Source organism: Paenibacillus lentimorbus NRRL B-30488 (assembly GCF_000411595.1).
Taxonomy (GTDB): domain Bacteria; phylum Bacillota; class Bacilli; order Bacillales; family Bacillaceae; genus Bacillus; species Bacillus velezensis.
In genome coordinates, this window is sequence record NZ_ANAT01000040.1 from 49,044 (window position 1) to 61,942 (window position 12,899).

Genomic DNA, 12,899 nt, shown 5'->3' on the forward strand with positions numbered 1-12,899 from the left:
CTCATTTTATACTGTACAGTCGTCCGAACGTCTTTGCGTATTCTTCAAATTCAAGAAGCGCATCAGCTCTTGTGCCGGGATTCACAAGCTTTGTTTTAAGCTCTTCAACTTTTTTGACAAGCGCGCTGCCGACAACGACACCGTCAGATATTTCATTCATCCCGTCAACCTGTTTGCGGTTTGAAATGCCAAAACCGACCGCCACCGGAACAGAGCTGAATTCTTTCACCTTACGGATGAAAGAGTATACAGACGGATCGAATTCGCTGCGTACGCCCGTCACTCCTAAAGAGGATACACAATACACAAAGCCGCAGGCCTGTTCAGTAATTATTTTCAAACGGTCTTCACTTGTCGGCGCAACCAGTGAGATATAAGCGATGTTCTCCTTTTTGCATGTCATTTGCAAAAGCGCGCTTTCCTCTAATGGAAGGTCGGGTACAAGCAGGCCGTCTATGTCGTTTTCCCGCAGTAAAGCGAAAAAGTATTCTTTTTCTAATTGTAACACAGGATTATAATACGTAAAGAGGATAATTGGAATATGAACGCCGTTTTTTTTCATTTTGCCGCCAAGTTCAATGGCTTTTACGATATTCATTCCGTTTTCCAGAGCCCGTTTTGAAGCCCGTTGTATGACGGGTCCGTCCGCAAGCGGATCTGTGTAAGGAACGCCGATTTCAAGGGCAGAAGCGCCTGCATTCTGTAATGATATTGCCAGTTCAACAGAAATGTCAGGAAGCGGATCGCCCGCTGTGATAAAAGGGATAAACAATTTTTCAGAATCTCGCAGATTAAACATGTGTCTCCACCCCGTTTTCCAAAACATTCATCAGCGTATGAACGTCTTTATCTCCTCTTCCCGACAAACTGACGAGAATGATTTTGTCTTTATCCATGTCCTTTGCCATTTCGAACGCTTTTGCCAGGGCGTGGGCAGATTCAATAGCCGGAAGAATACCTTCTGTTTCAGAAAGCAGACGTAACGCGGCAATCGCTTCATCGTCTGTCACGCTTTCGTACGTTACACGGCCGCTTTTGTGCAGATAGGCGTGCTCAGGGCCGATCCCCGGGTAATCAAGGCCTGCTGAAATGGAATACGGTTCGATAATCTGCCCGTATTTATCTTGTATTAAATAGGTCATTGATCCGTGAATCACCCCGAGCGTCCCTTTTGCGATCGTTGCCGCATGCAGCGGCGTATCAATCCCTTTTCCGGCCGCCTCGGCGCCGATCAGCTCAATATCTTCGTCTAAAAAGGCCTGAAATATGCCCATCGCATTGCTTCCGCCGCCGACACATGCAACAACCTTATCCGGGAGCGTTCCTTCAACCCGGCGGAGCTGTTCTTTCGCTTCCTCGCCGATGATTTTCTGAAATTCGCGAACGATATACGGATACGGGTGCGGACCCACTACAGAACCGATAAGATAGAAATGATCTTCACAATGCTGGACCCAATACCTGATTGCCTCATTCGTCGCATCTTTCAGCGTGCCGTTGCCGCTTGTGACCGGCACCACTTCCGCGCCGAGCAGTTTCATCCGGAATACGTTCAGCGACTGGCGCGCAACGTCTTCTTCACCCATAAAAACCGTACATTTAAAACCGAATTTTGCGGCGGCTGTCGCCGCAGCCACACCGTGCTGTCCCGCGCCGGTTTCGGCGATGATTTTCGTTTTGCCCATCTTTTTAGCAAGCAGAATCTGGCCTAACGCGTTGTTAATTTTATGAGAGCCGGTATGGTTTAAATCTTCTCTTTTCAGATAGATTTTCGCCCCTCCCAAATACTCTGACACCCTGTCTGCGAACGTTAATGCAGTCGGTCTTCCGGAGTAATCAAACAATAGTTTTTTATATTCGGCATGAAAAACGGGATCATTCTTTAATTCTGTGAAAGCCGTTTCGATTTCCTCAAGGGGCCGCATCAATGTTTCAGGGACAAATTTGCCGCCGAATTCGCCGTATCTTCCGATTTCATTTGGATATGGATACATAGTGGTTCATCCTTTCTTCTAAAAGCCGGATCAGTGTTTGATCCTTGTGTCCGTTTTTTCAATTCCGCTGGCAAGATCTATACCGCACGGACGCGATCTCAGTAAGCCGGTAATCGTCTCAGGATTAACACCGCCCGCAATAAAACAGCGCTTGCTTGCATTTTGAGCCTGCTTTCGGTACAAGGGGACACGGGCCCATGAAAACGCGATTCCCGTCCCGCCTCTCATTCCTGTCACTGAAGAATCAATGACATAGCCGTCGACAGCAGGTGCAAATTGAGCCATCTGACGGAGCGTCCCTTCCCCGTGATGGAGCGCTTTCCATATTTCCGAGCGCACAAGCGGACGGAGACGGAGGGCATCCTCAGGCGATTCATCACCGTGAAGCTGGATGACGTCAAGTGCCAGATCAGAGGCGATTTGCCCGATGTTTTCTATCGTTTCATTTACAAATACTCCGACATGTTTCTTGTCTGTCCGGACCTGCTCTTTCCATTTCCGGACCTCATCCGGCGTTACTCTCCGTTTGCTTGCGGCAAAAATAAATCCCAGATAATCCGCTTCTGAAGCTGCCGCAAGTTCGTAATCACGCTTCGATCGTATTCCGCAGTACTTTAACTCAGGCTTTTTCATATCGTCACTCCCCGAACAGTCCGCGGATCGCCTTTTGCTGCGAATCCTCTCTCATTAAGGATTCTCCGACCAATACAGCCTGCGCCCCGTGCTTGTTGACGAATTGCAGGTCAGCCAAAGAACCGATGCCGCTTTCGCTGACCAGCAGGCAGCCGTCCGGCACAAGCTGCGCTATTTTTTCCGTTTGCGAAACAGAAGTACGGAACGTTTTTAAGTCCCGGTTGTTTATGCCGAGAATGTCCGGCTGAAACACTTGTAAAATCCGTTCAAGCACAGTTTCACCATGGACTTCAACGAGAACGTCCATGCCCTTATCGCGGGCTTCCAGATAAAGCTCATGAAGCTCTGAAGGTTCCAGCGCTTCCCCGATGAGCAAAATGGCATCGGCACCGATCCTGAACGATTCCTCCACCTGAAGGGAATCAATAATAAAATCTTTTCTCAGCACGGGAAGAGACACGGTTTGTTTCACATCTGTCAGAAATTGATTTCTCCCCTGAAAAAAACGGGTATCTGTGAGAACCGAAAGGGCGTCGGCTTTAGCCGCTTCATAATCCGCCGCAATCGTTTCCGGAACAAAATGCTCTTTAATCAATCCTTTAGACGGCGAAGCTTTTTTCACTTCGGCAATCAGCCCGATAAAACGGTTCGGGTTCAGGAGCGCTTCTTTAAAGGATCTCCGTTTAATTTGACAGGTTTCCGGCAGCACGATGGATTTGATTTCTTCTTTTTTCTGCTGAATGATTTGATCAAGCATACATTTCTTCCTCTTTCTGTTTCAGACGTTCGAGCTGCTTTTTGGCATCTCCGTTTTGAATCGCTTCTAAGGCTGTTTTCGTTCCTTCTTTCAGATCGTTTGCAAGACCTGCCGTATAAATGGCCGCGCCCGCATTTAAGGCGGTAATATGCAGAGCGGATAACGGAGCTTTATTTGCAAAAATATTCTGAATGAGGAGCGCGCTTTCTTCCGATGAATTCACTTGAATATCCTTCAATGAACCTTCTGCAAAACCGAATTGTTCAGGTGAAACGGAATATTCCAGACGTTCACCGTTTTTCAGTTCAATGATATCGGTCGGTGCTGTGATGGACAGTTCATCTAATCCGTCACGCGCCGACACAAGCATGACGTGTCTGACATCAAATTGTTCCAAAGCGCTTGCCATCAGGCGCGCTTTATCAAATGAATAGACGCCGATCACCTGCCGCTTCACCTGCAGCGGGTTGCTGAGCGGGCCCAGCAGATTAAATACGGTTCGGAAGCCAAGCTCTTTTCTTGCGGCGGCGACGTGCTTCATTGACGAATGAAACAGCGGCGCAAACAAAAACCCCAATTGTTTCATTTCAATGCTGCGTTTGACGCTTTCTGGAGTGGCTTGAATGGAAACCCCCAGCTTTTCCAGCACATCCGCGCTGCCGCTTTTAGACGAAACGGAGCGATTTCCGTGCTTGGCAACTTTAGCTCCGGCGGCAGAAGCTGTAATCGCCGCTGCCGTGGATATGTTAAACGTAGAAATCCCGTCGCCGCCTGTTCCGCACGTATCAACGACATCCGCCAAGCCACCCGCCGTCTGTGCCCGCGCCCGCATCACTTTTACAAATCCGGCAAGCTCCTCCGCCGTTTCACCCCGGTGGGCTAATACCGATAAAATCCCGCCGATCTCAGACTGCGACATGTCCCCGTTCATCATCATCTCCATCAGCTTTTCAGCTTCTCCGGTTTTCAGCGTGCGGCCATTAACGCACGATTGCAGAAATTTGTTCATCCGTCTTCTCCTCCCCGCCAGAAAAGATGTCTTCTGCGATTTGAATCGTTTTTAAAAGCGCCCCCGCTTTGTTGCAGCTCTCTTCATATTCGGCTTCCGGGACCGAATCAGCGACTATTCCCGCGCCCGCCTGCACCGACGCCGTACCGTTTTTGATACTCATGGTGCGGATGGTGATACACGAATCAATTGACCCGTCAAATCCGATATAAGCAATACATCCGCCGTAGGTTTCTCTGGAAGTCGGTTCTAATTCATTTAAAAGCTGCATCGCGCGGATTTTCGGAGCGCCCGAGAGTGTTCCTGCCGGGAATGCCGACATCAGCGCATCAACCGGATGGACGCCCTGTTTTAAACGGCCGGTTACAACAGAGATGATGTGCATCACATGTGAAAAAGAAACGACCTTTGTGAATTCCGGAACGGCTACGGAACCGTACTCCGCAACTCTGCCGATGTCATTGCGCGCAAGATCGACGAGCATATAATGTTCAGCTTTCTCTTTTTCGTCATTCATCAGCTCTTTTTTCAGGCGTTCGTCCTCTTCTTTTCCGGCGCCCCTTCTTCTCGTTCCGGCAATCGGATGAATTTCCAAGTGCCTGTCATGCACGCGGATCAGACGTTCAGGCGAACTCCCGACAATGTCTCTGTCAGGCAGTTTGATATAGTACATATAAGGTGAAGGATTGATGATGCGGAGCACCCTGTACAGCTCAAATGAATGTCTGGATACCGGAATGTCAAACTTTTGCGAAAGCACCCCTTGAAAAATGTCTCCGGCTTTTATATATTCTTTCAGTTTATCGACGCCGGCCATAAACTCTTCTTTCGTATAATTGGATGTCACATCGGCAAAACTTGGCGTTTCAAATGTTTCTTTAGAAAAAAACGGCTCTTTCATATCTTTCGGTTCTGTCAAAATACCGATAAGCTTACGAAGCTCCGCGCAATTTTCTTTAAAAACGGCCCGCTTTTCTTCCTCCGTCTCCCGGCCGTTAAGCGCCGCATATTGAATGAAATGCACTTGTTTCGTTTCGTGATCGTACGCGATGATTTTCCGGCAGACAAACAGCATGCATTTTTCGAAATCTGTTTCTTTCGCGTGGCTCGGCACGGAAGGCTCAATCAAAGGAATCATGTCATAGCTCAGATAACCGACGGCCCCTCCCGAAAACGGGATATCAAGCTCGGGTGTTTTAATGCGGAAGCTTTCATTCATCCAATCAAGCACGGCTTTTAGTTCTCCGGCTTCAAACAGCGTATGCCCGTTTGGATCAGCGGCAGTGAATGTGTGATGACTCTCCTTAATCGTGATAAAAGGATCAAGGCCGATAAAAGAGTATCTCGACCAGCTTGACGACTCATCCTTGCTTTCTAAAAGATACGTAATGTTTCTGTCCAGTTTTTCAACCATCTGAATGGGTGTGATCGTGTCGACCGTAAAAGTCTCTGCGATTGGAATGGTGCGGTGTGTCAGACTGTCCTTTAAAAATAAAGAAACATCCGATTGTAAATTCATGATTCTCCTCCTTACGGTAAGGAGAATGAGATGAAGAGTGAGAGGAGTCTTGCGTATAAGAAATAAACCCAAAAGAAAGGCTTCTTTTGGGCAGAATAAAAACGTGTTTATCTCAGCTCAGCTAAACTCATTCTCTGCTACCCTATTCTAAACTCAACTGTTCAATATCTTACTTACCAGCTCTATACACACTCTTGTGTATTTCTAAGCTTTGTTTATCGTATTACATGTCAGTATTTTTTGTCAATGATAAATCCGGCCTTAACACAACGGCTTTTTCTAAATAGACATGCTTGATTTCATCCTGAGGCGTATCCGTCTGAACCGTCATCAGGACACGGATACACTTTTGCAGAGCGCCGGTGACATCCATTTCCTGCATGCACGTCACCGGGACGTACTGCCACCCGGAAAGGCGGCGGACCGCTTTTGCCGGAAATACGGAATGGATATCAGGCGTGGCGGATAACAGGATCTGCACAACGTCTTCCGGCTTGCATCCATTTTGTTCAATGATTTTTTCAAGCAGCTGCTGTGTTTTTCTAAAATTTCTTGTTCGGTGTCTTGTTCCACCGTTGTTGCTCCGCGAATGCCGCGTATCATCATGCTGTTTCCTCCATTCGCCATTTGTTCAGCAAATTTTCGAGCTCATCTTTTGAAAGCATGCAGTCCCGCGCTTCGCCTAATTCTTTTAACACGATGAACTGTGTCATGCCTCCGCGCGTTTTTTTATCATTCATCATCCGGGCGGAAAGAACCGGCGTTTCAATATCTTGTCTTATGCTTCCCGGGTAGCCGAGCCCAATCAGCCATTGTGTGAGTTCTTTCCTGTTCATCTTGCAACCCGCAACCTGTTCACTCACGTAAAGGGCAAACTGCATGCCGAGGGCGACCGCATCTCCATGTGTAATCCGGCCGTAGCCGTATTCCGCCTCAACGGCATGGCCGAGCGTATGGCCGAAATTCAGAAAAGCTCTTATCCCCTCTTCCTTTTCGTCCTCACGCACGACGGCCGATTTGATTGAAATTCCTTTATAAATCATTTCATTCAGCTCAGCGCTTGTCAGTCCTTGCAACGTATCAAACGTGAGAAGTTTTTCTAAAAAAGCATGATCGGCGATAAACGCGTGTTTGATCACTTCAGCCATGCCCGATCTCAGCTCTTGTTCCGGCAGGGTTTTCAGAAGCTCCGTATCGTAAATCACCGCTTTCGGCTGATAAAACGCGCCGATTAAGTTCTTTCCGAGTTTATGGTTGACGGCCACCTTGCCGCCGACCGCACTGTCATGGGCAAGCAGTGTCGTCGGCATTTGAATGAAATCAATTCCTCGCATAAATGTTGCTGCGCAAAAGCCGGCCAAATCACCCGTCACGCCGCCTCCGAAGGCGATCATACATGAGGAGCGGTCCATATGGAAAGCGATCGCTTCCGTTTGAATCCGTTCATACTCTTTTAGAGACTTCGCTTCTTCTCCGCTTGGAACGATTACTTTTTTCACGGGCCATGTTTCGCTTAAAAGCCGGAACATCTCATCGCCGTAAAGCCGGTCAACTTCAGCATCGATGACGAGAAGGATCTTTGTCAGCGGCCTGTTCAGTGAAGACAAAAGGGAAGCGGCCTGTTTCCTTATGCCTTCACCGATATACACGGGATATGCGGAGGAAGCTGTCCGAACCTCAAGCTCTTTCATCAGAATTCCCTCGATAGTTTTTTCATGTTTTCAACATTTTCTTTAATGCGGTCGATCTGGTCAAGCCCGAATTGTTCTACGACGGCATTTGCGATTTCCCAGGCCACTGCTGCTTCAGCCACTACGCTTGCTGCCGGAACCGCGCAGCTGTCTGAACGTTCAATGCTCGCTGTAAACGGTTCTTTCGTTTCAATGTCGACGCTTTTCAGCGGCTTATACAAAGTAGGGATCGGTTTCATAACGCCGCGGACGACAATCGGCATTCCCGTCGTCATACCGCCTTCTAATCCTCCGAGCCTGTTTGTGGCGCGTGTATAGCCTTTCTCTTCATCCCATACGATTTCATCATGAACTTCACTGCCGTTTTTGCCGGCCGCTTCAAAACCGATGCCGAACTCTACGCCTTTAAACGCGTTAATCGACAGAACGGCAGCAGCGAGCTTGCTGTCCAGCTTACGGTCATAGTGGACATAGCTTCCGACACCGACCGGCATACCTTCGACGATCACTTCAACGATTCCGCCGATCGAGTCACCGTTTGCCTTCGCTTCATCAATGGCTGCCATCATTTGACGGCCTGCTTCTTCATCGTAGCATCTGACCGGTGATTCTTCCGTTACCCGTTTGAGATCCTCAATGGATGTGTAATCGGTTTTCTCTGCTTTTACGCTGCCGATTTGCAGGACATGTCCGGCGACTTTAATGCCAAGCTCCGCTAAAATCTTTTTAGCGACGGCTCCGGCAGCCACGCGAACCGTTGTCTCACGCGCGGAAGATCGTTCTAACACATTTCTCATATCGCGGTGATTATACTTAATAGCACCGTTCAAATCTGCGTGTCCCGGTCTCGGTCTTGAAATCTGGCGTTTCATTTCACTTTCTTCTTCTTCTGTAATCGGTGCGGCGCCCATGATTTTTGTCCAGTGAGTCCAATCTTTATTTTCTACAACGAGCGCGATGGGTGAACCGAGTGTCCGGGCATGCCGCACGCCGCTTGTGATCTTCGCTCTGTCCGTTTCAATCTGCATGCGGCGTCCGCGGCCGTGCCCTTTTTGACGTCTGACAAGCTCAAAATTAATATCTTCTTCAGTTATATAAAGCCCCGCAGGCACACCTTCTATAATTGTCGTCAGCTGCGGACCGTGTGATTCTCCGGCTGTTAAGTATCTCATTTCTTTCTTCTCCCTTCATCGCATTAACGCTTTTAAGTAAAACTATACCACAAGTTTTCATTAAATGTCTTCTATCTTTTTTGATAAAAAAATGTATCAGTGCTCTCAAGGCCGAATTTTTCCGGGCTGAAAATCTGCTCTGTGCTTCCGACAAACAGAATTCCGTTCTTTTTCAGGCTGCCCGCCATTTTCACATACAGTTCTTCTTTTGCTTTTTCAGTAAAATAAATAAAGACGTTGCGGCAGACGATCAGATCAAAATCCTGTTCATAGCTGTCGGCGAGCAGGTTGTGCCGCTTAAACCGGATGTTTTTTGAATCTCTTGTTTTACTTGATAACTGTTGTCAGCCCGCTTGGTGAAATAACGGCTTTTCACGGAAGCCGGCACCTCTTGCAGCGAGCGTTCCTGATAGATGCCCCGCTTGGCTTTGCCAAGCGCCTTTTCATCAATATCTGTCGCCAATATATCAAATCCGGCCAAACCCGCCTGCTGATTGAGAATCATGGCCAAGGTATAGGGTTCCTCCCCCGTTGAACAGGCCGCACTCCATATTTTTAACGGTTTGTTATGCTTTATTAACGGAAGAATTGAGGTTTCAAGAACTTCCCACCGTTTATAATTTCGGTAAAATTCAGAAACATTGATCGTCATTCTGTCCAATGTTTCATTTAATAAAAGCTTGTCTTTCTCCAAAGCGGCGGCAAATTCCTGAAAATCTTTGAATCCCTTTTTTCATAAAGGGACGTCAGCCGCCTTTTCATTTGTGCTTCTTTGTATAAAGATAAATCAACACCGGTTATTTGTTTCCACTTGGTGATAAAAATTTCGTAAGGCTCCATTGCTTCTCTCCCAATCTCGCTGTCTTTTGTCCTAGTATAGCCTGTTTTCTTTCTAATTTGTACGATTTCAATAAAAAAATCAGCCCGCAGGCTGATTTGTGAGAAATGAAAAGACAGGGCAGCGCAGCCTCTGTCTTTCTTAAAATATGTAAACCTTTTCATAACAAGAGAAAAAGAAAGGCTGACGGCTTAGTACACCCAGTCGGCCATTAATTTTTGATACGGTACAAGCTCTTCCTGTTTGAAGAAAATGTCAATTTCCCGTTCAGCGCTTTCTAAGGAGTCTGAACCGTGAATGATATTTTTGCCGACAAACATGCCGTAGTCACCGCGGATCGTGCCCGGCAGTGCATCTTTCGGGTTCGTTTTTCCGATCAGCTGTCTTGTGATCTCTACTACATTTTCTCCTTCCCATACCATTGCAAATACGGGTCCTGATGTAATGAATTCCACAAGCTCGCCGAAAAACGGCTTCCCTTTATGTTCAGCATAATGGGTTTCAGCCATCTGTTCTGAAACTTGCATTAGCTTGGCTCCTGCCAATTGTAAGCCCTTACGCTCAAATCTGGATAAAATCTCTCCGATCAGCTGGCGCTGTACGCCGTCCGGTTTTACCATGATAAAAGTTTTTTCCATAAGATTCTCCACCCCATCATTATGTATAGGCTTTCAAGTTGCACACCGAAATCGTAACATCTTTCTGACAATTAATCAATCCAGGGCGGAGAATGTTCACATCTTGTTCGTAAAAGGAATTTAAAATTTCCGTTTGCCGATATATTTGGCGATGGCGGCCAATGATGAGCGCGCCCGTCCTCTCGGCAGTGTATTCAGTTTCTCAAACGCTTTTTTTAAGTACCTGTCACTGACAGCCATTGATTTTTCAATCGCGTCTGTGCGTTTAATATTTTCAATAATGGGGGCGAGCTGCTCCTGTGTTGTTTCACTGTTAATTAATTTCAGCTGATTTTTCAATTCAGGCTGACGGAGCGCGTACAAAACGGGCAGAGTGACATTTCCTTGCAGCAGATCCCCTCCGACCGGTTTTCCCAGTTCCTCTTCCGTTGAAGTGAAATCAAGAATGTCGTCAATAATCTGATAGGACATGCCCACGTAATAGCCGAACCAATATAATGCTTTGTGAATCTTCTCATCAGCTCCCGAAGCGATGGCGCCGAGCTGACAGCTGACGGCAATGAGAAGAGCCGTTTTCCGTTTGATGCGGCGCAAATAGGTTCTGAGGTTTTGTTCCATATTGTATTTATCTCTGATCTGTTCAATTTCTCCGAGGCATACTTCTACGATGGTTTTGGACAGGATCCGGTGGGCTTTCGGCTCATCCAATCTCGTCATCATCTCAAGTGAGCCCGCAAGCATATAATCACCGGTATACATGGCGATACGGTTGTCCCACTTGGCTTTGATGGTCGGCTTTCCCCTCCGCAGCTCGGCGTCATCAATGACGTCGTCATGCACGAGGGACGCCATATGAATCATTTCCAGCGTCACCGCAACATATTTTATTTTATTAATGTCATAGTCGCCGAACATGCCGGAAAGCAATACGAAAACAGGGCGGATCCGCTTGCCTCCCGCCTGGAGCAGATGGAGCCCGGCTTCACTCAGCAAGGGATAGTCTGACCGCACCGTTTGCTCAAGCTCCCTTTCGATCACATCAATATCGTCATTTAAAAAAGAATAGGCCATTTTAAATTTCATATCATTCACCCAAACATCTGTATATTCATCATTTCCAACCGATATGCGTAGCAGCCACTCCGCCGGTAAACGAATGGTATTTGACATTCGTCAGGCCCGCTTCTTCAAACAGACACGCAAGTTCTTTCATACCGGGAAATTCTCTTGCCGATTCTTGAAGCCAAGAATATTCTTTATAGCTCTTCGCAAACATTTTTCCGAAGAAAGGCATGATATATTTAAAATAAAGAAAATATGCCTGTCTGAATCCGAACATTTCCGGCTGGGATGTTTCCAGACATACGACCTGCCCGCCCGGTTTGACGACCCGCCGCATTTCTTTCAGCACGGTCAGATAGTCGGGAACGTTCCGCAGCCCGAAGCCGATGGTGACAAAATCAAAAGAATCATCAGCGAAAGGAAGCTCCATCGCATTTCCGTGCAAAAGCTCAATTTGGCTGTAACCGCCCTCTTTCACTTTTTTCTCGCCGATGCTCAGCATATTTTTGCTGAAATCCAGTCCTTTGATTTCGCCGCTTTTTCCGGCTGCTTCTGCGAGGGCAATCGTCCAGTCAGCCGTTCCGCAGCAGACATCAAGCGCTTTTGCGCCTTCTTTTACATTCATGATCTGCATCGTTTTATCGCGCCATTTTTTATGCTGCTGAAAACTGATAACAGAGTTCATTTGGTCATAATTTTTATAGATTTTTTCAAACACGCCGTGTACGCGCTGTTCTTTTGACTCCTGCATGTTGATTACCCTTCTTCCACTTTCTGATGATATGTTTTGTCCTGGCTGATCGCCTTAAGCCGGTTCAGCATCAGGTTTTGGATTGGTGAATTGAGCGGCAGCAGCGTTTCAATGCTTTGCTTTGCCTTTCGGAAGCTATCTTCCATTATGTCAGCCTTTGATTTCCCTGACTTTACAATATTGCCGATGACATCGAGAAATATAGCATTGCCGTTCATCAGCCGCTTATATACAAAAAAATCACTCGCCAGCTCTTTCCAGCGCGGAAGATTAAAGTGGTCTGACACTCTGTGAAACAGGGCCGCTTCCACAATCGCCATGCTTTCGATCAATTGATTCAAGTCATTGACAGACCGATCGTACAGACGGATTTTATGCTCATTGATTTCTTTAATTGCCGTAGCGAGCGTCCGAATCATATAGATATCCTTCATTTCAGATAAAAGCGAATAATACAGTCCGCTGAAATAGTCGCCGGCAAGCACGGTGAGCTGCCGGTTTTTATTTTCGTCTCGCTTTAACGCTCTGGCTGTTGTCACTTCATCGTGGGTATCAAGGGCGCTTTGGACAAGCATCGCAGTTACTATGTAATTTTCTCTGTCGTTGTTCTTAATGTCCGCCTCTTCAAACAAAGCGTGAAAAAGAAGAAGCTTATCCTCATCGATTTTAGGCGCGGAAATATGTTTCGCTAAATAAGGATGAGACAGCTTTTGTTTTAATTTCGTATTTAGATTCGCTAAAGTTCCGTAGATGTCTTGCAAAAATATCACCCTTGTCCCCAAATTCACATTTATTCTAATATGTATGAGATTTACTCGTCATTATTATACGCAGG

Annotated in this window: 11 protein-coding genes and 3 pseudogenes; all 14 read right to left on the reverse strand. The window is 46.9% G+C overall.

Going from position 1 to position 12,899, the window contains the following annotated elements; all coding sequences use genetic code 11:
• Position 1: 1 nt before the first annotated feature.
• The 14 genes and pseudogenes from trpA to hepS all read right to left on the reverse strand — a co-directional run bounded on the left by trpA (position 2) and on the right by hepS (position 12,825).
• Positions 2 to 799, reverse strand: a complete 798-nt coding sequence (gene trpA / locus D368_RS17750) for a tryptophan synthase subunit alpha (RefSeq protein ID WP_128575023.1) — start codon at positions 797 to 799, stop codon at positions 2 to 4.
• Positions 792 to 1,994 carry a tryptophan synthase subunit beta gene (gene trpB, locus D368_RS17755; protein ID WP_101562230.1) on the reverse strand — a complete coding sequence of 401 codons (1,203 nt, stop codon included), beginning with the start codon at positions 1,992 to 1,994 and terminating at the stop codon, positions 792 to 794. The genes trpA and trpB overlap by 8 nt, the downstream gene beginning before the upstream one ends.
• Positions 1,975 to 2,627, reverse strand: a pseudogene (locus tag D368_RS17760) (phosphoribosylanthranilate isomerase). Before D368_RS17760 ends, trpB begins: the two are co-directional and overlap by 20 nt.
• Before the next feature lie 4 nt (positions 2,628 to 2,631).
• Entirely contained in the window at positions 2,632 to 3,384 is a 753-nt protein-coding gene (gene trpC / locus D368_RS17765) for an indole-3-glycerol phosphate synthase TrpC (RefSeq protein WP_071391690.1), read from the reverse strand.
• Entirely contained in the window at positions 3,377 to 4,393 is a 1,017-nt protein-coding gene (gene trpD / locus D368_RS17770) for an anthranilate phosphoribosyltransferase (RefSeq protein WP_070082036.1), read from the reverse strand. The genes trpC and trpD overlap by 8 nt, the downstream gene beginning before the upstream one ends.
• Positions 4,365 to 5,912 carry an anthranilate synthase component I gene (trpE, locus tag D368_RS17775; RefSeq protein WP_071391689.1) on the reverse strand — a complete coding sequence of 516 codons (1,548 nt, stop codon included), beginning with the start codon at positions 5,910 to 5,912 and terminating at the stop codon, positions 4,365 to 4,367. Before trpE ends, trpD begins: the two co-directional genes overlap by 29 nt.
• 223 nt (positions 5,913 to 6,135) lie before the next feature.
• Positions 6,136 to 6,518: pseudogene (gene aroH, locus D368_RS17780) on the reverse strand (chorismate mutase).
• Positions 6,515 to 7,603 (reverse strand): 3-dehydroquinate synthase, encoded by a 1,089-nt coding sequence (gene aroB, locus D368_RS17785; protein WP_101562232.1) that lies wholly within the window; start codon positions 7,601 to 7,603, stop codon positions 6,515 to 6,517. The pseudogene aroH and the gene aroB overlap by 4 nt, the downstream one beginning before the upstream one ends.
• Positions 7,603 to 8,775 (reverse strand): chorismate synthase, encoded by a 1,173-nt coding sequence (gene aroC / locus D368_RS17790; protein WP_101562233.1) that lies wholly within the window; start codon positions 8,773 to 8,775, stop codon positions 7,603 to 7,605. The genes aroB and aroC overlap by 1 nt, the downstream gene beginning before the upstream one ends.
• Before the next feature lie 71 nt (positions 8,776 to 8,846).
• A pseudogene (locus D368_RS17795) lies at positions 8,847 to 9,615 on the reverse strand (protein-glutamate O-methyltransferase).
• Positions 9,616 to 9,804: 189 nt separating this feature from the next.
• Positions 9,805 to 10,251, reverse strand: coding sequence for a nucleoside-diphosphate kinase (gene ndk / locus D368_RS17800; protein WP_071391686.1), 447 nt, complete (start codon positions 10,249 to 10,251; stop codon positions 9,805 to 9,807).
• 120 nt (positions 10,252 to 10,371) lie between these two features.
• Positions 10,372 to 11,334 (reverse strand): heptaprenyl diphosphate synthase component II, encoded by a 963-nt coding sequence (gene hepT / locus D368_RS17805; protein WP_003153454.1) that lies wholly within the window; start codon positions 11,332 to 11,334, stop codon positions 10,372 to 10,374.
• Between the two features lie 28 nt (positions 11,335 to 11,362).
• Positions 11,363 to 12,064 carry a demethylmenaquinone methyltransferase gene (gene menG, locus D368_RS17810; RefSeq protein WP_071391685.1) on the reverse strand — a complete coding sequence of 234 codons (702 nt, stop codon included), beginning with the start codon at positions 12,062 to 12,064 and terminating at the stop codon, positions 11,363 to 11,365.
• 5 nt (positions 12,065 to 12,069) lie between these two features.
• Positions 12,070 to 12,825: a heptaprenyl diphosphate synthase component 1 gene (hepS, locus tag D368_RS17815; RefSeq protein WP_007409455.1), complete on the reverse strand. Its 756-nt coding sequence runs from the start codon at positions 12,823 to 12,825 to the stop codon at positions 12,070 to 12,072.
• Between the last annotated feature and the right edge of the window lie 74 nt (positions 12,826 to 12,899).